The sequence below is a fragment of the Shinella curvata genome (assembly GCF_022899935.1).
Lineage (GTDB): Bacteria > Pseudomonadota > Alphaproteobacteria > Rhizobiales > Rhizobiaceae > Shinella > Shinella curvata.
Window position 1 is genome coordinate 298,003 of the sequence record NZ_JALJCJ010000002.1, and the last position, 20,266, is coordinate 318,268.

The window sequence follows — 20,266 nt, forward strand, 5'->3', positions numbered from 1 at the left end:
GTTCTAAAGCGCCTGTATGATCTTGCGCAGCGCCTCGTTGCGGGCGCCGAGCATCAGCACGTTCTTCATGGCGAGCTTCGGATCATCCGTGCGGAAGATCACGCCGTTTCCACGCACCTTGCGGTCGATCGCGAGGCGGCCTTCGTGGTCCGTCGGCGTGATGGCGACGGCGAAATACATGCGGCCCTGCTTTTTCGAAATGCCGGCGAAGAACTGCTCTTCCTCGCCGATTTCGGCAAAGAAATTGGCCATGTAGAAGGCCCACTGCACATTCTGGAAATCCGCAAAGCTCGAATTGGCCACCGTGATGTGGCAATAGCCGAGATGCGGCGTTTCCGCGAGCGTGCGGTGAAAAATCAGTTTTGGAAACTGGATCGAGCGGTGAAAGCCGTTGATGCGGTCATGCGTGACGGAGCCGGCGCGTTCCAGCTTGCGGCCCGTGCGTTCGGCCACCTCGGTATAGGTGAGGTAGCGCTTCTCGCTCGGGCTCCAGTTGTCGGGCGTGCGGTCGATGCGGCCGGTGCGCAGGAATTCCGTATGCACGGCGGATTTCGGCGGGTTCTCGCGCTTGTAGGCGACGGCATCGTAGTAACGAAACTTCGTCTGCTGTTGCTGCACGCCCGGCACTCCCTGCTCGCGCGGCGCTGTGTGTTCGCGCCCTGATAGCGGAAGTTTATGGAAACGCTGTTAAGCATTCCTTGCCGTTTGCCCCCTGAAACCTTGCAGGGGTGTTTTCGTGGTCGCAATATGACAACTCGCTTCTTTGTGTACCCTGTTGCCCATTCGGTCGTCATTCTGCGCGATTAAACGGCACACTATATTGATATATATCGGTAAATAAGATCGATGAGGGTGCGGTCTACATTTTTTTGACTGTCGTCAAATCATGAAAGCGCGTCGTTTTTTGACATGTCGCCCAGCGATTCTTGCGGTTAGATAAGGACACTCAAGGTGCCGCCTTCTAGGGAGGGCGGAGAATTGGGAAGCCGGTTAAATTCCGGCGCTGCCCCCGCAACGGTGTTGGAGAAAACGCGGCACAAAGCCACTGGACGGAATGTCTGGGAAGGCGCCGCATGGGTCGCAGGTCAATCCTGCAATGACCACTCCTCAGCCCGGAAACCAGCCTGGAGAAAAGATCGTGACTGGCTGCGGCGGGCGGCCGGGAAGCGTGCACGCCGGGCGTTTCGCGCCTGGATGCCGTCTCCTCCGTGCGCCTCATCCCCAAACTGGACTTATGAGGATTGCCATGGATATCCGCAGCGACGTGCTCCGCAAGCTCAAGAACCGGCGTGAAGGCCACAGCCTCGAGCAGGCATTCTACATCGACCCCGACCATTACAAGCTCGACATGGAGACGATCTGGTATCGCGACTGGCTGTTCATCGGCCATGATTGCGAAATCCCCAAGGCCGGCAATTATTTCACCGTGCAGGTCGGCGATTATCCCGTCGTCATCACCCGCGACCGCTCGGGCACTATCCGCGCGCTGCACAATTCCTGCCGCCACCGCGGCTCGCGCGTCTGCACCCAGCACAAGGGCACCTCGGCCAAGCTCGTCTGTCCCTATCACCAGTGGACCTACGAGCTCGACGGCTCGCTGCTCTTCGCCCGCCACATGGCGGAGGATTTCGACAGGACGCAGCACAGCCTGAAGCAGATCCACTGCGAGACCCTCGGCGGCTACATCTTCATCTGCCTTGCCGATCAGGCGCCGGATTTCTCCGCCTTCCGCAGCACGGCAGAACCCTATCTCGCCCGCCACCGTCTCGGTGAAACCAAGATCGCGTTCGAAAGCACGATCATCGAGAAGGGCAACTGGAAGCTCGTCTGGGAAAACAACCGCGAGTGCTATCACTGCGCCGCCAACCATCCCGAACTCTGCCGCACCTATCCCGAGGCGCCGAGCGCCACCGGCGTGCAGGGCGCCAAGGACGATCCGGTGATTGCCGAACACTGGGCCCGTTGCGAGGCAAAGGGTCTGCCGAGCGAATTCAAGATCTCGCCGACCGGCCAGTTCCGCGCCGCCCGCATGCCGCTCATCCAGGATGCCGAGAGCTACACCATGTCCGGCGCGCGGGCCGTCCAGCGCCCGCTGTCGAACGATGTGCTTGAAAGCGGCATCGGCACGCTGCTCCTCTTCCACTATCCGACGACCTGGAACCACGTGCTGGCCGACCACGCCATCACCTTCCGCGTCCTGCCGCTCGGTCCTGAGCTGACGCAGGTCACGACCAAGTGGCTGGTCAACAAGGACGCCGTCGAGGGTGTCGACTACCGCCTCGACGAGCTCACCCATGTCTGGACCGAGACCAACGACCAGGACCGCCAGATCGTCGAGGAAAACGCCTTCGGCATTCGCTCACCGGCCTATCAGCCCGGTCCCTATTCGCCGGAAGACGAGGGTGGCGTCATGCAGTTCGTCGAGTGGTATTCGAATTTCATGATCGATCGGCTCGATGGCGCCAAGGCGTCGCTGTCGCGGGTGGCCTGATATGACGGTTTCGAGCCATTTCCGTCATTTCGACGAACTTCATCCCTGGCACGATCGCCACAACCTGCTCGAATGCATCGCCGCCACCGTAGAAACGGCCGACGTGATGACGTTCACCTTCAGCTCCGATCAGAAGAACTGGTTCCGCTATCTGCCGGGCCAGTTCGTCACGTTGGAGCTGCCGGTGTCGGAAGACGAGCCGGTCATGCGCACCTACACGCTGTCCTCGACGCCCTCGCGGCCATTCTCCGTCGCGGTGACGGTGAAGGCGCAGAAGAACTCGATCGGCACGCGCTGGATGTTCGATCATCTGCGCCCCGGCATGAAGCTGAAGGCCTTCGGCCCGCTCGGCGACTTCTCCTTCGTGCGCTACCCGGCGGAAAAATACCTCTTCATTTCGGCGGGCTCGGGCGTCACGCCGATGATGTCGATGACCCGCTGGATGGCCGATTGCGCGCCACAATCCAACGTGGCCTTCGTCTCCTGCGCTCGCAAGCCCGAGGACCTGCTGTTCAAGCCGGAACTCGAATGTCTCGCCGCCCAGATGCCGAACCTCGCGCTCGGCTTCGTCGTGGAAGGTCACAATCCGCGTGACGGCTGGCACGGTCTGCGCGGCCGCATCGATGCCGCCCGCCTTTCGCTGCTCGCACCTGACTTCCGCGAGCGCACCGTCTTCTGCTGCGGCCCCGAACCGTTCATGCGCGGGGTCAAGGACATGCTCAAGGTCTGCGGCTTCGACATGAACCGCTACCACGAGGAAAGCTTCCAGCCGGCAAACGCCCCCGCTCCGGAGGAGATCGCCATCCGCGCCGGTGCCGGCGAGCAGGCCGCCGACGCCAACGCCGTCTCGACGATCACGTTCACCATGGCCGGCAAGGACGCCCAATGCCCGCCCGGCCAGACGATCCTGCAAACGGCGCGCGCTGCGGGCGTGCGCATAGGTGCGGCCTGCGAGGGCGGCCTCTGCGGCACTTGCCGGGTCATGAAGGTTTCGGGCGAAGTCGAGATGCGCCACAATGGCGGCATCCTCGATGACGAGATCGAGGAAGGTTACATCCTCGCCTGCTGCTCAAGGCCTATCGGCGACGTGCAGATCGAGGCTTGAGAGACGCGCCGGCGCAGCCAGCTGCGTCGGCGGGAATGCCTGTCAGAAATCCTGATAGTTCAGCGGCGTCACCTCGACCATGCGGCGGCCGAGCGTCGTGCCGGCCGTTCCGTTCGCCATGAGACCGGCCCGGACCTCGGCGGTGACGGTAACGGGGAACGCCGCCGCTGCGCCTGAGGCGAGCGTAACCGCACCCGCCGTCTGCGCGCCCGTGCCGGCGGCGGCTTCGGCCTTGACGGTCGCCTGGAAGGAACCGTCCGTCGGGATGGAGGCCGTCAGCATCGTATCGACCGGCTCTTCCGGCTTTTCCGGCAAAAGGCTGCCGAAGGCCCAGGTCTTGGCGAGATCCGCCTTGCTCATTGGCGCAACATTGACGTCGATATCGTTTTCCGCACCCTTCACGCGATAGGGGCAACGGCGTTTGGAGCAGTTGACGCCTGCGGAAAACTGCCAGAGTGCGTAGCTGTCCCAGTTGCCCATCGGGAATGCACCCTCGATGCCCGGCCTGTAGCGCGCGTACCAGAGCGGCAGGCGCGAGAGGATACGGTATTTGTCGCGGTTGAGCGCGATCGTGCGGGCGGTGGAATGGTTCGTGTAGAGTACCGGATAACGCCCGGTGCGCGTCTTGATATGGCCGGCGAAGATCTGGGCGTCCTCAAGCGACATGTAGTTGTCGGGATCGATGCCCTCGATATCGAGCACCATCATCTCGTCGTCCTGTGGATTGGCATAGTCGAGGAAATGGTTGGCCTGGTCGATCGGATTGCCGGGACGGGCAAGATGATAGGCGCCCCAGAGCAGGCCCTTGGAGCGCGCGAGCAGGCGGCGCGTCTCGTAGAGTTCACGGCTGACCGCGTATTTGCGCCACATGGTCTTGCAGTGCGCCACCGTGTCGCCGCTGTGCTCGCCCTTGCAGCTGTAGCTTTCCGGCAGGCCGTCGGAGGCCTTGGAGATGAAGCCGGCGATGCGCGTGTCGGAGAGCATGTCCGACCAGTCGATTTCGTTCAGCTCATAGGCGTCGATGACGATGGCGTTTTCCGGCTTCTTCCACGGTTCGACCGTCGCCGCACCTGCGGACAAGGGCAGGGAGAAGAAAAGGGCGGCAAGGCCGGAAAGCTGCTTCGGGTTCATGGACGCTCCTGTTCGATTCCCGGTCCTCCGCAAGCGACCATGGTGCGACAGGCATGGTTAATGCTTTGCTAACGCCGGTTTTCGTGGCGGACGGAACAAACGGCCGGATGGCGCATTGTCTTGCCAAACGCCGAACCTCGTTTCAGAGTGCCGGTATTTTCGGGAGAACCATCATGAGATTTTCAGGAAAATGTTTTGCCCTTGCGATGTCGGCGCTGTTTGCCTTCACGCCGGTCGTGCCGGCTGGCGCAATGCCTTTGGTTTCGGCCAATACGCAGCCGGCTGGCGGGCAGGGTGATGTCCAGCTCGTCCGCAATCACGATGGTCGTTATGAGGGGCGTCGTGTCTGGCGCGAACGGCGCGGCGATCGCCATTGGCGGGCCGACCGCCACCATCGTCGCCACTGGCGCGGCGACCGTGGCTATCGTCATGGCTGGCACCGTGGCCATCGCGGTTATCGCTATGCGCGCCCGGGTTATCGCCATCACAACGGCTACTGGTTCCCGCTTGCCGCTTTCGGCGCTGGTGCCATTATCGGCGGTGCCATTGCCAATGATCGCGGCTATGTCGGCGGCAGCTCGCACGTGAACTGGTGTGCCAACCGCTATCGCTCGTATCGCGCCTACGACAATACCTTCCAGCCCTATGGCGGCCCGCGCCGGCAGTGCGTCTCGCCGTATCGCTAAAGCTTAAAGAGGTGCCGGACGGTCCCCCCGGCACATGAAGACAGGCTGCCCGGTCCGCCAACTGGGTGGCCTGTTTTCGTATGGGACCCATAGTGGAAAGATTGACGTTTACGTAAAAATCAATAATCTTCGCGTCGAGCATAGTGCCGTCGGGCTCGAGTCCTGAAGGCGGTCGGGAGGAGAATAGTGATGTACAAGGCGCCGGTCGAGGAGATTGCGTTCACGCTGAAGCATGTGGCAGGGCTGGGAAGCGCCCTGGACAATGGCCGTCTCGGCAACCTCACGGACGACCTCGTCGATGCCATTCTCTCCGAGGCCGGCCGTTTTGCGACCGAAGAGGTGGCTCCGCTCGCCGAGATCGGTGACAGGCAGGGGGCGCGCTTCGTCGACGGCGCGGTGAAGATGCCGGATGGCTGGCCCGCGCTTTACAAGGCCTGGGCAGAAGGCGGCTGGAACTCGCTGACGGCCGCGCCAGATTTTGGCGGGCAGGGGCTTCCTCACATGCTGCATGTCGCCGCACTCGAAATGTGGAACAGCGGCTCGATGGCCTTCGCCATCGGTCCGACGCTGACCATCGGCGCTATCGAGGCGCTGACCACGCACGGCTCCGAGCATCTCAAGACAACCTATCTGCCCAGAATGGTGTCGGGCGAATGGATGGGCTCGATGAACCTCACCGAGCCGCATGCGGGCTCCGATCTCGGCGTCATGAAGACGCGCGCCGAACGCCGTGACGACGGCACCTACCGCCTCTTCGGCCAGAAGATTTTCATCACCTACGGCGAACACGATTTTACGGATAATATCGTGCATCTGGTGCTTGCCCGTCTGCCGGATGCCCCGGCCGGCACGCGTGGCATCTCGCTGTTCCTCGTGCCGAAATTCCTCGTCAATGCAGATGGTTCGCTCGGTCCCCGCAACGATGCGCACTGCCATTCCATCGAGCACAAGCTCGGCATCCACGGCTCGCCGACCTGCACCATGATCTACGGCGATGGCCGCTTCGGCGACGAGCCGGGCGCCATCGGCTGGCTGGTCGGCGAGGAAAACCGCGGCCTCGCCTGCATGTTCACCATGATGAACAATGCCCGCCTCGCCGTCGGCATGCAGGGCGTGGCCATCGCCGAAGCCGCCACGCAGAAGGCGATCGGCTATGCGAAGGAGCGCACGCAGGGCAAGGCGCCCGGCTGGCAGGGCTCCGGCATGAGCCCGATCATCGAGCATCCCGATGTTGTGCGCATGCTCCTGACCATGAAGGTGCTGACGCAGGGCGCGCGCGCCATCACCTATGCCTGTGCTCACGCGGTCGATATGGCGCATGGCGAGGATGCCAGACACTGGGCCGACCGCGCCAGCCTCCTCACGCCCATCGCCAAGAGTTTTGCCACGGATGCCGGCGTCGATGTCGCCTCGCTCGGCGTGCAGGTGCATGGCGGCATGGGGTTCATCGAGGAGACGGGTGCCGCGCGCCTGTACCGCGATGCCCGCATCGCGCCGATCTACGAGGGCACGAACGGCATCCAGGCCATCGACCTCGTGACGCGCAAGCTGCCTTTGTCCGACGGCGGCCACGTCCGCGGTTTCATCGCCGAATTACGCGACATCGCCGCCAAGGCTCGCGCGGCCAACGCGCCGGAACTCGGCGAAACCGGCGATCGCCTCGAAGCCGGTGTCGCAGACCTCGAAGCTGCCACCGAATGGCTGCTCTCCACCCTCGCTGATGGCAAGCAGGCCGAAGCGCTCGCCGGCGCAACACCCTACCAGCGCCTTTTTGGCCTCGTGCTGACCGGTGCCTATCTCGCCAAGGGCGCGCTCGCCGATGGCGGCGACGGTCGTAGCGGCGAACGCGCCGCACTCTGCCGGTTCGCGGCGGAAAACATCATCGGGGAGACGGCCGCCCTGCGCGATCGTGTCACCAGCGGTGCCGCAAGCCTTGCGGCTGCCCGCGCGGTTCTCGGTTGAGGGGAAAGAGCATGACGGACCACATCCTGATCGAACGTCCCGAAAACGCGCCCGGCGTACAGGTGATCCGCCTCAACCGTGCGGACAAGAAGAATGCCATCACGCGTGCCATGTATCAGGCGATGACGGACGCGCTGAAGGGGGGCGATGCGGATGAGGCGGTGCGCGCCACCGTCTTCCTCGGTTCGGAGGGCTGCTTTTCCGCCGGCAACGACCTCAACGATTTCATGGCCTTTGCCATGGGCGGCACGATGGGCCGCGAAGTGATCGATTTCCTGCATGCGCTTGCGGCGCATGGCAAGCCTCTGGTCTCCGGCGTCGATGGCCTGGCCATCGGCATCGGCACGACAATTCACCTGCATTGCGACCTGACCTATGCGTCGATCCGTACGGAGTTCAGGACGCCCTTCGTGGATCTCGCGCTTGTGCCGGAAGCCGCCTCCAGCCTGCTTGCGCCCCGCCTGATGGGCCACCAGCGCGCCTTCGCGCTGCTCGCCGCCGGCGATGGTTTTTCCGCGACGGCCGCGCGCGACGCCGGCCTCGTCTATGCCGTTGTGGAGCCCGGCGCTGTTGAGGAGCAGGCGCTTGCGGCCGCCGGGCGCCTGGCCGCAAAGCCGCCGAAGGCGCTCGCCATTGCCCGTCATCTCATCCGGGGCGACCGGGTAGACGTCGCCTCGCGCATTGATGAGGAGGCCGGCCATTTCGCAGCCCAGCTGAAGAGCCCGGAAGCCCGCGCCGCGTTCGAGGCTTTCATGGCGCGCAGGTAATCCGGCTTGTCATTTGTGGTCTGTCAATTTTAACAGGACCTTAAACACGTTTTCCTACGGTGCGGCCATTCTCCGGCGTTCCTTGCCGGCGGCCGCATGATGCGCCCGTTCTTCGCCTTCCCGGCATGCCGTTCAGCATCACGCTCCGCCCTTCGCCGGCGGGCGCCTCCCAGGGAACATCGCGCCCCATGTCCAAGCGCTCCAATCTGATGACCCGTATTCTGGTCGTCGCGTCGCTCGTCGTCGTCGCCGCCTTCACCGGTTTCTCCCTCTACATCGATAGCCTGCAGCGCAGCGTGCTGACCAATTCCGTCGAGGAGAGCATCGACAGCTCCGGCAAGCAGGCCGCACAAAGCATCGCCAACTGGCTGAATGCCCGTGTGATGCTGACGGAGACGGCGGCGAATGCCGCCGGCAAGGCTACGGATCCGGCGGGCATCACGGCGGTGCTGCAGAACGACGTGCTGGTCGGCCAGTTCATGACCACCTATGTCGGCGACGAAGCCGGCTCCTTCACCATGTGGCCGCAGTCTGCCATGCCCGAGGGTTACGATCCGCGCCAGCGCCCCTGGTATCAGGATGCGGTGAAGGCGAACGGCAGCGTGCTGACGGAGCCCTATATGGACGCCTCGACCAACGAGTTGATCATCAGCGCGGCCACGCCCGTCAAGCACGACGGCAAGGTGCTCGGCGTCGCCGGCAGCGACTTCTCGCTCAAGTCGCTGGTCGACATGGTCAATTCCGTCGATCTCGGCGGCATGGGCTTCGCGTTCCTCGTCAACAAGAACGGCCAGATCCTCGTGCACCAGGACAAGGCGCTTGTCACCAAGACGCTGGCCGAGGCTTTCCCGGAAGCAACACCCGCCATCGGCGGCGGCGTCATGCACACGACCTATGCCGGCAAGCCGGTGCTCGTCTCCTTCGTGCCTGTGACCGGCCTGCCGTCGGTGGAGTGGTATCTCGGCTTCACCATCGACAGCGGCATGGCTTTCGCGGCCATCGACCAGTTCCGCATCGCCGCGACGATCGCCACCATCCTCGCCGTCGTGCTGATGATGGGGTTCCTGGCGACCGTGCTGTCGCGTCTCGTCGTGCGTCCGGTCAAGGACATGACCTCGGCGATGGACAAGCTCGCCTCGGGTGACGTACGGACGGAAATCCCTGGTCAGGACCGCACCGACGAGATCGGCCAGATGGCCGCCGCCGTCGCCGTGTTCCGCGACAATGCCATCGAGCGCGCGCGCCTGGAAAACGCCGCCGAGGAAGGCCGCGTGCTCTCCGAAAGCGAGCGCCGCGAGCGCGAGGCTGTGAAGGCGCGTGACGCTGCCGAAATCCAGCATGCCGTGGACGCGCTGGCCGATGGTCTCGGCCGCCTTGCCGAGGGCGATCTCGCGCACCGCATTGAAAAGCCCTTTGCCGACCATCTCGATCGCCTGCGCGACGATTTCAACCATTCCGTCACCAAGCTGCACACCGCGATGACGACGGTTGGCCAGAATGCCCGTGCCATTGATGCCGGCGCGACCGAAATCCGCTCGGCCGCCGACGATCTCGCCCGCCGCACGGAACAGCAGGCCGCCTCCGTGGAGGAAACCGCCGCAGCCCTCGAAGAGATCACCACCACCGTGAAGGATTCGACCCGCCGCGCCGAGGAAGTCGGTTCGCTCGTCTCGCGCACCCGCACCGGTGCCGAAAAGTCGGGTGAGGTCGTGCGCCGTGCTGTCTCGGCCATGCAGGGCATCGAAAAGTCCTCGCACGAGATCTCCAACATCATCGGCGTCATCGACGACATCGCCTTCCAGACCAATCTTCTGGCGCTGAATGCCGGTGTCGAAGCGGCGCGCGCCGGTGAAGCCGGCAAGGGGTTTGCCGTCGTGGCTCAGGAAGTCCGTGAACTCGCCCAGCGTTCGGCCAATGCGGCCAAGGAGATCAAGGCGCTGATTACCACGTCCGGCGAGCAGGTCCGCTCCGGCGTGTCGCTGGTCGACGAGACCGGCGCGGCCCTTGAGGCCATCGTGCGCGAGGTCCAGGAAATCAACGGCCACGTGAACGCCATCGTGCTCGCCGCCCGCGAACAGTCGACCGGCCTCCAGGAGATCAACACGGCCGTCAACACGATGGATCAGGGCACGCAGCAGAACGCCGCCATGGTGGAAGAACAGACCGCCGCAAGCCACGGCCTCGCTTCGGAAGCCGCAGCGCTCAACGCGCTGCTGGCGCAGTTCCGGCTCGGGCAGGGTGGGGCAACCTATGCTGCCATTCCGGCGCGCCGCGCGGCCTGATTGGTCGTTTTACCTGAAGAAGAGCCCGGTCAGTTTTGACCGGGCTTTTTTGTTTGGCATTCTCGGTCGCAGCCTTAGCGGATATAGGCTGGTTGCACATTGCAGAGACGAGGATACGAAGAATGGTTGAATTGGACGGGCGAACGGTCGTCATCACAGGCGCTGGCCGCGGGTTGGGCGCGGCGCTCGCCACCTCCCTGGCCGAGACTGGGTGCAAAATCATCCTGTGCGGCCGCAGCCTCGTGGCGCTTGAAAAAGTGGCGGACGGGATTGCGGAAGCAACGGGTCGCCGTCCCGTCTGCATCGCCGTCGATCTGGCCGAGAGCGCAAGCGTGCGCGGGGCGGTCGAGGCGATCGTCGATGCACACGAGCATATCGACCTCTTGATCAATAACGGTGCGATGTGGCTGGAGGCGCGCGACGAGCCGTATCCGGCCGAGGAGGTCCTCGGTGTCATCAATTCCGCCGTCACGGGGACATTCTTGTTCAGTCAGGGTCTGCTGCCGCTTCTCCGGCGCTCCGCCAACCCGGATATCGTGACCATTGGTTCGGTCAGCGGCCTGCCGAACGGGCTACTCGATGGCGTTTCCGTCCCCTTCTACGCCGCCAAGCGAGGTCAGGCGGCGATTGCGGAAGGGCTGAGGCAAATGCTGGCGGGAACGCCGGTCCGCTCGATCATCCTGCATCCGCCGGATCTGGACGACATCCAGCCGGGTGAATTGGCATGGGGCGAGGCGCCCGGACGAGCCAAGAGCGCGCGCGCCACCAACCGGGATGTGGTGGAGGCGGTCCTCTTCGCTGTCACGCGCCCACGCAATATCTCGCTCTCCATCGTGCTGGATGCGGATGATGGCGGGGTGTTTCCCGCGCAGGTATCCTGAAGCTGGTTGCGGCCGCCTACTTATCGAGTACCGCCACCGCCTCCACATGCGCCGACCACAAGAACTGGTCGATGGGCGTGACAAGGCGGATGCGATAGCCGGCGGCCGTCAGGATGGCGAGGTCGCGGGCAAGGCTGATCGGGTTGCAGGAGACGGCGACGATGGTCTTGACGCCGGAACGGGCGAGTTCCTTGCACTGGTCCTCCGCGCCGGCGCGCGGCGGGTCGAAGACCACGGCGTCATAGGCTTTCAGTTCGGAGGCCATCAACGGGCGGCGGAAGAGATCGCGCCGCTCCACCGACACGGGCTTGAGGCCCTGCGTGTTGCGGGCGGCATGGTCCAGCGCCTTCAGTGCCTTCTCGTCGCCTTCGACGGCATGCACCTTGGCCTGGCGGGCGATCCGCAGCGCGAAGGTTCCGGCACCGGCAAAAAGGTCGGCGACGCGCTTGGCCTTGCCCAGCGCCGTCAGCACCAATTCCGCCATCGCCTCCTCGGCAGGCTTCGTCGCCTGCGTGAATCCGCCTGCAGGTGGCGAGACGCGCAAGCCGGAAAACTCGATTTCGGGCTTCTGCGGCTCGATGAGGATTTCGCCGTCGCTGGAAACCCGGTTGATGCCGGCACGAAGGGCAAGCACGGTCTCGGTAACGGCGCGGCGTTCCCTGTCGCCGACCTTCTTGACACCTTCGAAGGCGAGGTCAAGCCCGGCTAGGGTTTCCAGCACCGTCACGCGGAAAGGTTCCGCCGAGGTCGCAATCGCGGCGGCGACGCGGCGGATCGCCTCGAGCCGGGAGAGGATGCCCTCGCTCGAGATCGGACAGTGATCGATGGAGACGATATGATGGCTGCCGGCCTGGTTGAAGCCGACGAGCATGCCCTTTTCCGTCTTGCGTGCGGTGAAGACGACGCGGCGGCGCTCGCCCGGCCGGGCGACGACGAGGGGCGCGACTTCGGGTGTCAGGCCCTTGGATTTCAGAGCCTGCACGACGAGGCTGCGTTTGAAGTCATGGTAGAGCGCATCGCCGGCATGTTGCAGCGTGCAGCCGCCGCAGGTGCCGTTCCTGCCGTCCGGGCCGAAATGCGCGCAGGGCGGCTCCACCCGTTCGGGCGAAGCCGACGACATGGAGACGACCGTGCCGTGGTTTTTCACCCGCGCGACCGCCACCGTTTCGCCGGGAAGCGTGAAAGGCACGTAGACCGGGCCGCCGGGCGTGTCCGCGATGCCGTCGCCGCCACTGCCGAGACGGGCGATGGTGAGGATTTCCGTGCTCATGGCTTGCGGCCTCCCAGCAGGAATTCGACATTGCCGTCACCGCCGGTAATCGGGGAGGGGATGAGGCCAAGGCTCGTCCAGCCCATGTCTTCCACGAGCCAGCGTTCCAGTTCCGCGGCGACCGCGGGCGCGCTTTCGGGATCTTTCAGGAGCCCTGCCTTGCTGATCGCCTCGCGTCCGGCCTCGAATTGCGGCTTGACGAGCAGCACGCAGAAGGCGCCGGGTTGCGCCATGGACAGCGCCGGCGGCAAGGCGAGTTTCAGCGAGATGAACGAGACGTCGGAAACGACGGCGCCGATCTCGCGGTCCTCAAGATGATCCTCGTCGAGCACGCGGGCATTCAGGCCCTCGTAGTTGGTGATGCGCTCGTCTTCCCGCAGTCGGGGATGAAGCTGGTCATGGCCGACGTCGACGGCGATGACATGGTTCGCGCCGCGCTCCAGCAGGATATCCGTGAAGCCGCCGGTCGACGCGCCGATATCTAGGCAGTCCAGGTCAGAGGGATCGAGACCGAACACGTCGAGCGCTGCCTTCAGCTTCAGCGCCGCGCGCGAAACATAGGCCTGCGCAGGGTCGTCTATCTCGATCGTGACGTTGGCGGGAAAGGTGGAGCTCGGCTTGGTGACGGTGCGGCCGTTGACGCGCACGGTGCCGCGCGAAATGGCGTCGCGCGCCCGGGAACGGCTGGCGACGAGGCCGGCATTCAGCAGGAGCTGGTCGAGGCGGATGGTTTCGATAGGTCGGGACATTGCCTCTCATGACGCCTCGCGCGGCGGGTGGCAAGCCCCACAGCCGGCAAACCTCCCTCTATGGTTATGCCGGAACAGTCGGATACCCCAAGAAACATGGTGCCATATTCACCGTTCCTTAAATTATGACAGTCACGGTTCGTTAAGGATAACCGGGATGTGTCCGGTGTTTGGCTCCATGTGCGGACGGAGCACTTCCAAAAACTTTCAGGAAAGGGCGACCCGCCGGAAACGGGCGCAAGGAGTATCTATGACCCTACGTCTGTCCCACCGGATCGGTCTGATGGCGCCGATTGCCGTCGCGGGCATTCTGCTCATCGTCGGTATCTTTGAGGTCGAACAGCGCACGGCCGAGGACTACGGCGCGCGGGTGGAGCGGCATCGCAGCGCTGCCGACGCCCTGCGCGGGCTGGAGATCGAGTTCCTGCAGAACCGGCGCGCGGAGAAGGATTTCCTCCTACGGCGCGACGAGAAATATGTCGCCGCCCACAAGGAGATTTCGGCAAAGGCCGACGCGTCGATTGCAACGCTCGGCACGCTCGTCGACAATCCAGCGACCCGCGCCGATCTCCAGACGATCTCGGACGGCTATGCCGCCTACCTGAAGAGCTTCGCGACGCTTGCCGAAGCCAGCGTCGCGCTCGGCCTCGATCCGTCCTCCGGCCGGGAGGGCGCCATGCGCACGGCGGTGCATGCCATCGAGGAACTGCTGAACACCGTCGACGACACGGGACTGCAGGCAAGCATGCTTACGATGCGCCGGCACGAGAAGGACTTCATCATGCGCCGCGACGCGAAATACGTCGCCAAGCATGCGCAGGAACGTGCCGCCTTCGCCGGGACACCGGCTGAAAGATTCGGCGGCGCGGCAAACCAGGCGACAATCCTCGAGGCACTCGACGCCTATGGCAAGGCTTTTGACGACTATGCCGCGATCGCCGCGACGGAAGCCGCCGCTCGTCAGGGTGTATCCGATGCCTTTGCCGCCGTCGAACCGGTCTTCGACAAGATGTCGGCCGGTATTGCCGCCGACAAGGCCACGGCCGAGGTGGAGAGCGCAAGCGCCCTGCAGACCGCACATACGGTGGCCATCGTCGCGATCCTGGCCGCCATCGCCGCTATCGCCGCGACGGTTCTTCTGATCGGTCGGTCGATTTCGCGCCCCATCGTCGCCACGACGAAGGCGATGACCGTGCTTGCCGCCGGCGACACGGTTTCGGCTATTCCCTATGCCGGCCGTCGCGACGAGATCGGCGAGATGGCCGGCGCGGTGGAGGTCTTCCGACAGGCGGCCATCGCCAACCGTCGCCTTGAAGCGGAAGCGGCGGAAAACCGCGCCCGTGCGGAAGCCGAGCGCATTCAGCTCCAGGAAGAGGCGGAAGCCGCCGCCCAGGCGCGCCTCCAGCAGGCGACCTCCGGCTTGGCCGGCGGGCTTCGCCGCCTCGCCTCCGGCGATCTGAGCTTCCAGCTGACCGAACCCTTCGCTGCCGATTTCGAACAGCTTCGTCACGATCTCAACTCCGCGGTCGCCCAGCTCGGCGAAACGCTCGGTGCCGTTGCCCAGTCGAGCGGTTCCATCGATGACGGATCACGTGAGATCAGCGTCAGTGCCGACGACCTTTCCAAACGGACCGAACAGCAGGCCGCCTCGCTCGAGGAGACGGCCGCCGCGCTCGACGAAATCACCGCCAATGTCGCCTCCTCGACCAAGCGGGCCGAGGAGGCGCGCGGCGTGGCGGGCGAGGCCAACCGCAGCGCGCAGAAATCTGGAGAGATCGTCGCCGGCGCCATCGAAGCCATGAAGCGCATCGAACACTCCTCCGGCCAGATTTCCAACATCATCGGGGTCATCGACGAGATCGCCTTCCAGACCAACCTGCTGGCGCTCAATGCCGGCGTGGAAGCGGCACGCGCCGGGGAGGCCGGCAAGGGCTTTGCCGTGGTGGCGCAGGAGGTGCGGGAGCTGGCGCAGCGTTCCGCCCAGGCGGCGCGCGAGATCAAGGATCTCATCCGCAATTCGACGACCGAGGTCGAGGGCGGCGTTCGGCTGGTGCAGGACACCGGCGCCTCGCTGGAGGCGATCGGCTTGCATGTCGCGACGATCAACCAGCATATGGACGCGATCGCCATTTCGGCGCGCGAGCAGTCCGTCGGCCTTTCGGAGGTCAATACCGCCGTCAACCAGATGGACCAGGTAACGCAGCGCAACGCCGCGATGGTGGAAGAGACCAACGCCGCCAGCGCATCGCTCGCCAACGAGGCGGTGCGGCTGCGCGAGCAGATCTCCCGTTTCGTGCTGCCGGGCGTTTCCGGCGGCATGCGCGACCTCAAGGCCGTTCACCGCAGGATGGAAACGGCGGCACGCACGCCCTCGCGGCCATCAGCGCTCGCCTCGCACGGCAATGCAGCGCTCAAGCAGGAATGGACGGAGTTCTGAGAGAAGGCCGATCAGCAACGAAAACGCCCCGGTTCATGCCGGGGCGTTTTCGTTTCACGGAAAGGCTGATCACAGCCAGATGATGCGGCCTTGGAAAGCCGCAGCCGAATCGAGGTCGATCAGTGCGGATATGCCCTGCGGTTTCTCGTCGTCCCGGCCCGCGCGCACGATGACGGGATCCTGGCGGACGTCGTGCGACTTGCGGATTTCAGGTAATTTCTTCTGCAGGATGGCGATTGCCGCCGCCTCGATGGCCGGGTCGTGGTCCGGCCGCTCTTCGGCGGCCGCGATCGAGGCATGACAAAGCGTGGCGGCAAGAGCCGCGAGCAGCGCGTATCGCATGGTGAAAATCCCTGTCCGGTCTTTCTTTTCGTTGCAGGGACACTAGCAGCCGGAGGTTTCGCAACGGCCAAGGGATGTGGTTACGCGGTTGCAAAACGGGATGGTTGAGAAAGCGTGAGGAGGCTCCTTCGTGTGCTTGCCGCGGCGGGCGATTTGGGCTGTTATCGCACCGATACGCCATCGGGGATTTCCATGAAGAACGCTCTTCGCCACCTGCCGCTGCTTTTCGCGCTTTCGACCGCGCCTGTTTTTGCCCCAGCTTTTGCCAATGATACGATGGCGGAGCTGAAGACGGGCGGGCTCACCTTCGTGCGCACGCCGGAGGTGGAGATGACGAAGGAGGCGCTGTTCATTTCGCCGAGCGAAATCCGCGTCGATTATGTCTTCACCAATACCTCGGACAAGGACGTTTCCGGCCTCGTCGCTTTCCCGATGCCCGATATCGGCGGCGATCCCTATGCCAATATCGCGATCGACGATTTCGAGACGGACAACTATCTCGGCTTTACCGCCGCGCAGGATGGCAAGGCGGTGGCCGTCACCCTCCAGCAGCGCGCCTATGCCTCCGATATCGATGTGACGGAAGACCTGAAAGCCCGGAACATTCCGCTCCTGCCGATGTCCAAGGCCGCCAAGGAGGCGCTGAAGACGCTGCCCGATGACGTCGCCGCCGACTGGATCGCGCGCGGCCTGATCTTCATCGATACCTATGACGACGACGGCACGGGCATGAAGGACTACCGCACACCGCTCTGGTCGCTGAAATCGGTCTACTGGTGGCGCACGACCTTCCCGGCGGGCAAAGAAGTGACCGTACAGCACCGCTACAAGCCGAGCGTCGGCGGCACGGTCGGCATTTCCTTTCTGGAGGACGGCCAGCCGAAGGGCGAGCGCTATCAGGATTACGTCAAGCGCTACTGCATCGAGGACAACATCGTGCGCCGCGCCCAGCAGGCGGAAAAGGACATGCAGGCGGGGAAACCCTATCTCTTCGAGGCCTGGATTTCCTACATCCTCTCGACCGGCGCCAATTGGGGCGGCCCGATCAAGGACTTTTCGCTGACGATCGACAAGGGGGCTGCGGAAAACCTCGTCAGCTTCTGCGGCGAGGGCATCAAGAAGATCGGCCCGACGACCTTCGAGATGAAGGCGAAGGATTTCACGCCGACGAACGAGATCGATATTTTGCTGCTGAAGCCGAGCGGAGCGCAGTAAGGCCACGTCGTCAACAAAGGTTGACGGAGAGGTGGTCGTCAACTATGGTTGACGCATGGTCGATTTAAACACCTTGCCCGATCCCGACGATCCGGAAAGCGGCTTTGCCGCTGTCATTGCCCTCCGCCGTCTTGCGGACGGGCTGGAGCGGCGCGCGGTTCGCTCGGCCCTCAGGCAGGGCTGGTCCTGGGTGCGTATCGCGCAGGCCCTCGGCGTCACCAAGCAGGCCGCCCACAAGCGCCTGTCCGATGTCCCGACCGGCGATGAAACCCCTTAGGAGCGGTCCATGTTCAGCAGCATCAAGGCGCGTTTTCAAAACATCGGCACGATCAAGGCGCTTTGCGAGGGGGCCGAACGCCATGCGCGGGAGGACGGGCAGAGAGATGCCGGTGCCGAACATTTCCTGCTTGCCGCCTTCGATCTGCCGGATGGAACGGCACGGCGGGCTTTTGCGGCCATTGGCGCCGATTCTGCGGGTCTGCGTCCGGCCATCGAGCGGCAATATGCGGATGGATTGAAACTGGTTGGTCTCGACCCGACGCTGTCAGATGTTTTTGCCGCGCCCGCGCCGCCGAAGCAAAAGCTCTACGATGCAGCACCCTCCGGACAGGCGGTCATGCAGGCGTTGGCGGCGGAGAGGGTGGGGCACAGGCCGCTGCTCGGCGCGCATGTCGTTGATGTCGTCGCCGGCATGCCGCATGGCGTCGCCGCGCGGGCGCTGCGGGTCATGGGCATCGATGCCGCAGCCCTTCAAGCTGCGGCTCTTAATATCATCCGTGAAAAGCAGGCCAGTTGAGGCGGGCGCTTAGCCCGCCGCACCCACGCCGACGGCCTTCTGGCCGAGCGCGTTGAACACCGTCGAGACGATGCCGGCGCGGTCCAGTCCGGCCTTGGCGTACATCGCCTCGGGCTTGGCCTGTTCCATCCAGATATCGGGCAGCACCAGCGGACGCACCTTCAGCCCATGGTCGAGCAGGCCTTCCATGGCGAGGAACTGCAGCACATGGCTGCCAAAGCCGCCGACGGCGCCTTCCTCGATGGTGATCAGCACCTCGTGATGACGGGCAAGCTGGCGGATGAGATCGTGGTCGAGCGGTTTTGCGAAACGCGCATCGGCGACCGTCGTGGAAAGGCCCGACGCATCGAGGTCCTCGGCGGCCAACAGACAATCCGCAAGGCGCGTGCCGAAGGACAAGAGCGCCACCTTCGAGCCCTGCTTGACGACGCGGCCCTTGCCGATCTCCAGGATCTCACCGCGTGCGGGCATGTCGACGCCGACACCTTCGCCGCGCGGATAGCGGAACGAGATCGGGCCGGCATCATAGCTGGCTGCGGTGCGCACCATATGCTTCAGTTCCGCCTCGTCGGCGGCCGCCATCACCACGAAACCGGGCAGGGTGGCGAGATAGGTCGTGTCGAAGGAACCGGCATGGGTCGGCCCGTCGGCGCCGACGAAGCCGGCGCGGTCGATGGGGAAGCGTACGGGCAGGCCCTGGATGGCGACGTCGTGCACCACCTGGTCGTAGCCGCGTTGCAGGAAAGTGGAATAGAACGCGCAGAACGGCTTGTAGCCCTCGGCGGCAAGGCCGGCGGCGAAGGTCACGGCATGCTGCTCGGCAATGCCCACGTCGAAGGTGCGCATCGGATAGGCGGCGGCGAGCTTGTCGATGCCGGTGCCGTTGGGCATGGCGGCGGTGACGCCGACGATCTTGTCGTCGAAGCCGGCCTCCTGCACCAGGGCCTCGCCGAAGACCGAGGTATAGCTCGGGGCATTCGGCTTGGCCTTGGCCTGCGTGCCGGTGATGACGTCGAAGGTGTTGACGCCGTGATATTTGTCGGCGGCGGCTTCGGCCGGCGGATAGCCCTTGCCCTTCTGCGTCACGACATGGATCAGCACCGGACCCTTCGAATTGTCGCGCACATTGCGCAGCACGGGCAGCAAATGCTCGAAGGAATGACCGTCGATCGGGCCGATATGATAAAAACCCATCTCCTCGAACAGCGTGCCGCCGGTGACGTAACCGCGCGCATGCTCGACAGCGCGGGTAATCGCCCGGTCGACCTTCTTGCCGAGATAGGCCGTCAGCTTCTTGCCGAGTTCGCGGAAGCCCATATAGGTGCGGCCGGAGGCGAGACGCGCGAGGTAGGCGCTCATCGCGCCGGTCGGCGGCGCAATCGACATGTCGTTGTCGTTGAGGATGACGATGAGGCGCGCATCGAGCGCACCGGCATTGTTCAGTGCCTCATAGGCCATGCCGGCCGACATGGCTCCGTCGCCGATGATGGCGATGACATTGCGGTTTGCGCCCGAGAGATCGGCCGCGACCGCCATGCCGAGGCCGGCGGAAATCGAGGTCGAGGAATGGGCCGCACCGAAGGGGTCGTATTCGCTCTCGGCGCGGCGGGTGAAGCCGGACAGGCCGTCCTCCTGACGCAGCGTGCGGATACGGTCGCGCCGGCCGGTCAGGATCTTGTGCGGATAACATTGATGGCCGACGTCGAAGATCAGCCGGTCGTCGGGCGTGTTGAAGACCTTGTGGATGGCAATGGTGAGTTCCACCACGCCAAGCCCGGCGCCGAGATGGCCGCCCGTGCGCGAGACGGCGTCGATCATTTCCGCGCGCAGCTCGCTTGCGAGCTGCGGCAGGTCACGATCGTCCACGGCCTTCAGGTCTGCGGGAATGCGGACCTTGTCGAGCAGGGGGGTGGCTGGCGTCTGTGTCACTCTCATGCCTCGTCTTGTCGCCCGTGTGCTGAGGCCCCCTCGCGGAGCCCGGCCCGAACGTTACGGTTTTACGCTGTCACATGCAGAATGCGGCGCGCGATTTCAACCGTTTCGGCAAGTCTAGAGCGTATTTCGCCGGATTGATACCACGCAATCCGACGCAGCCCCGCCTTCTCCAGGGCAAATCAGGCATTTTGCGGACGTCACCGCCTGCAAAAGCCGC

Annotated in this window: 17 protein-coding genes and 1 riboswitch; of the genes, 11 read left to right on the plus strand and 6 right to left on the minus strand. The window is 64.3% G+C overall.

Annotation, left to right across the window (positions count from 1 at the left end):
- Positions 1-3: 3 nt before the first annotated feature.
- Positions 4-618 (minus strand): DUF6656 family protein, encoded by a 615-nt coding sequence (locus MUU55_RS07420; RefSeq protein WP_425314155.1) that lies wholly within the window; start codon positions 616-618, stop codon positions 4-6.
- A 314-nt stretch (positions 619-932) separates the two neighbouring features.
- Positions 933-1,142, plus strand: a riboswitch (cobalamin riboswitch).
- Positions 1,143-1,246: 104 nt separating this feature from the next.
- Between MUU55_RS07420 and MUU55_RS07425 the strand changes: the two genes are divergently transcribed.
- Positions 1,247-2,491 carry an aromatic ring-hydroxylating oxygenase subunit alpha gene (locus MUU55_RS07425; protein ID WP_244760141.1) on the plus strand — a complete coding sequence of 415 codons (1,245 nt, stop codon included), beginning with the start codon at positions 1,247-1,249 and terminating at the stop codon, positions 2,489-2,491.
- A gap of 1 nt (position 2,492) precedes the next feature.
- Positions 2,493-3,596 carry an FAD-binding oxidoreductase gene (locus MUU55_RS07430; RefSeq protein ID WP_244760142.1) on the plus strand — a complete coding sequence of 368 codons (1,104 nt, stop codon included), beginning with the start codon at positions 2,493-2,495 and terminating at the stop codon, positions 3,594-3,596.
- Between the two features lie 42 nt (positions 3,597-3,638).
- Here the strand turns inward: MUU55_RS07430 and MUU55_RS07435 are convergent, their stop codons facing one another.
- Entirely contained in the window at positions 3,639-4,727 is a 1,089-nt protein-coding gene (locus MUU55_RS07435; RefSeq protein ID WP_244760143.1) for a glycoside hydrolase family 25 protein, read from the minus strand.
- Positions 4,728-4,900: 173 nt separating this feature from the next.
- Here MUU55_RS07435 and MUU55_RS07440 point away from each other — a divergent pair, with 173 nt between their 5' ends.
- The 5 genes from MUU55_RS07440 (at position 4,901) to MUU55_RS07460 (ending at position 11,305) form a co-directional block, all read left to right on the plus strand.
- Entirely contained in the window at positions 4,901-5,413 is a 513-nt protein-coding gene (locus tag MUU55_RS07440; protein ID WP_244760144.1) for a BA14K family protein, read from the plus strand.
- Positions 5,414-5,602: 189 nt separating this feature from the next.
- Positions 5,603-7,375 (plus strand): acyl-CoA dehydrogenase family protein, encoded by a 1,773-nt coding sequence (locus MUU55_RS07445; protein WP_244760145.1) that lies wholly within the window; start codon positions 5,603-5,605, stop codon positions 7,373-7,375.
- Positions 7,376-7,386: 11 nt separating this feature from the next.
- Positions 7,387-8,142: a crotonase/enoyl-CoA hydratase family protein gene (locus MUU55_RS07450; protein ID WP_244760146.1), complete on the plus strand. Its 756-nt coding sequence runs from the start codon at positions 7,387-7,389 to the stop codon at positions 8,140-8,142.
- A 188-nt stretch (positions 8,143-8,330) separates the two neighbouring features.
- Positions 8,331-10,424, plus strand: coding sequence for a methyl-accepting chemotaxis protein McpU (gene mcpU / locus MUU55_RS07455; protein ID WP_244760147.1), 2,094 nt, complete (start codon positions 8,331-8,333; stop codon positions 10,422-10,424).
- Positions 10,425-10,546: 122 nt separating this feature from the next.
- Entirely contained in the window at positions 10,547-11,305 is a 759-nt protein-coding gene (locus MUU55_RS07460; protein ID WP_244760148.1) for an SDR family oxidoreductase, read from the plus strand.
- A gap of 16 nt (positions 11,306-11,321) precedes the next feature.
- Here MUU55_RS07460 and MUU55_RS07465 read toward each other — a convergent pair whose 3' ends face one another.
- The gene (locus tag MUU55_RS07465) at positions 11,322-12,575 is read right to left on the minus strand and encodes a class I SAM-dependent RNA methyltransferase (protein WP_244760149.1); all 1,254 of its coding nucleotides are present in this window, start codon (positions 12,573-12,575) and stop codon (positions 11,322-11,324) included.
- Positions 12,572-13,324, minus strand: coding sequence for a TlyA family RNA methyltransferase (locus tag MUU55_RS07470; RefSeq protein ID WP_244760150.1), 753 nt, complete (start codon positions 13,322-13,324; stop codon positions 12,572-12,574). Before MUU55_RS07470 ends, MUU55_RS07465 begins: the two co-directional genes overlap by 4 nt.
- Before the next feature lie 250 nt (positions 13,325-13,574).
- Here MUU55_RS07470 and MUU55_RS07475 point away from each other — a divergent pair, with 250 nt between their 5' ends.
- On the plus strand, positions 13,575-15,761 hold the full coding sequence (locus tag MUU55_RS07475) for a methyl-accepting chemotaxis protein (RefSeq protein WP_244760151.1): 2,187 nt from the start codon (positions 13,575-13,577) through the stop codon (positions 15,759-15,761).
- 69 nt (positions 15,762-15,830) lie between these two features.
- Here the strand turns inward: MUU55_RS07475 and MUU55_RS07480 are convergent, their stop codons facing one another.
- Positions 15,831-16,103 carry a hypothetical protein gene (locus tag MUU55_RS07480; protein WP_244760152.1) on the minus strand — a complete coding sequence of 91 codons (273 nt, stop codon included), beginning with the start codon at positions 16,101-16,103 and terminating at the stop codon, positions 15,831-15,833.
- 192 nt (positions 16,104-16,295) lie between these two features.
- On the opposite strand from MUU55_RS07480, the gene MUU55_RS07485 reads away from it, so the two are divergent.
- The 3 genes from MUU55_RS07485 to MUU55_RS07495 are packed head-to-tail and all read left to right on the plus strand — an operon-like array spanning position 16,296 to position 18,114.
- Entirely contained in the window at positions 16,296-17,318 is a 1,023-nt protein-coding gene (locus MUU55_RS07485; protein ID WP_244760153.1) for a DUF4424 domain-containing protein, read from the plus strand.
- Positions 17,319-17,373: 55 nt separating this feature from the next.
- Complete coding sequence (locus MUU55_RS07490; RefSeq protein ID WP_244760154.1) at positions 17,374-17,595, plus strand: hypothetical protein; 222 nt, start codon at positions 17,374-17,376, stop codon at positions 17,593-17,595.
- A gap of 9 nt (positions 17,596-17,604) precedes the next feature.
- Positions 17,605-18,114: a Clp protease N-terminal domain-containing protein gene (locus tag MUU55_RS07495; protein WP_244760155.1), complete on the plus strand. Its 510-nt coding sequence runs from the start codon at positions 17,605-17,607 to the stop codon at positions 18,112-18,114.
- A 9-nt stretch (positions 18,115-18,123) separates the two neighbouring features.
- On the opposite strand, the gene dxs is transcribed toward MUU55_RS07495, so the two are convergent.
- A complete protein-coding gene (gene dxs / locus MUU55_RS07500; protein WP_244760156.1) occupies positions 18,124-20,049 on the minus strand; it encodes a 1-deoxy-D-xylulose-5-phosphate synthase in 1,926 nt (641 codons plus the stop codon).
- Between the last annotated feature and the right edge of the window lie 217 nt (positions 20,050-20,266).

Bases quoted from the DNA above. Each gene is read 5' to 3' on its own strand.
- MUU55_RS07465 (WP_244760149.1), bottom strand. From the start codon at position 12,575: ATGAGCACGGAAATCCTCACCATCGCCCGTCTCGGCAGTGGCGGCGAC.
- MUU55_RS07425 (WP_244760141.1), top strand. From the start codon at position 1,247: ATGGATATCCGCAGCGACGTGCTCCGCAAGCTCAAGAACCGGCGTGAA.
- MUU55_RS07435 (WP_244760143.1), bottom strand. From the start codon at position 4,727: ATGAACCCGAAGCAGCTTTCCGGCCTTGCCGCCCTTTTCTTCTCCCTG.
- MUU55_RS07440 (WP_244760144.1), top strand. From the start codon at position 4,901: ATGAGATTTTCAGGAAAATGTTTTGCCCTTGCGATGTCGGCGCTGTTT.
- MUU55_RS07480 (WP_244760152.1), bottom strand. From the start codon at position 16,103: ATGCGATACGCGCTGCTCGCGGCTCTTGCCGCCACGCTTTGTCATGCC.
- dxs (WP_244760156.1), bottom strand. From the start codon at position 20,049: ATGAGAGTGACACAGACGCCAGCCACCCCCCTGCTCGACAAGGTCCGC.
- MUU55_RS07460 (WP_244760148.1), top strand. From the start codon at position 10,547: ATGGTTGAATTGGACGGGCGAACGGTCGTCATCACAGGCGCTGGCCGC.
- MUU55_RS07495 (WP_244760155.1), top strand. From the start codon at position 17,605: ATGTTCAGCAGCATCAAGGCGCGTTTTCAAAACATCGGCACGATCAAG.
- MUU55_RS07450 (WP_244760146.1), top strand. From the start codon at position 7,387: ATGACGGACCACATCCTGATCGAACGTCCCGAAAACGCGCCCGGCGTA.
- MUU55_RS07475 (WP_244760151.1), top strand. From the start codon at position 13,575: ATGACCCTACGTCTGTCCCACCGGATCGGTCTGATGGCGCCGATTGCC.
- MUU55_RS07470 (WP_244760150.1), bottom strand. From the start codon at position 13,324: ATGTCCCGACCTATCGAAACCATCCGCCTCGACCAGCTCCTGCTGAAT.
- MUU55_RS07430 (WP_244760142.1), top strand. From the start codon at position 2,493: ATGACGGTTTCGAGCCATTTCCGTCATTTCGACGAACTTCATCCCTGG.
- MUU55_RS07485 (WP_244760153.1), top strand. From the start codon at position 16,296: ATGAAGAACGCTCTTCGCCACCTGCCGCTGCTTTTCGCGCTTTCGACC.
- MUU55_RS07445 (WP_244760145.1), top strand. From the start codon at position 5,603: ATGTACAAGGCGCCGGTCGAGGAGATTGCGTTCACGCTGAAGCATGTG.
- mcpU (WP_244760147.1), top strand. From the start codon at position 8,331: ATGTCCAAGCGCTCCAATCTGATGACCCGTATTCTGGTCGTCGCGTCG.
- MUU55_RS07490 (WP_244760154.1), top strand. From the start codon at position 17,374: ATGGTCGATTTAAACACCTTGCCCGATCCCGACGATCCGGAAAGCGGC.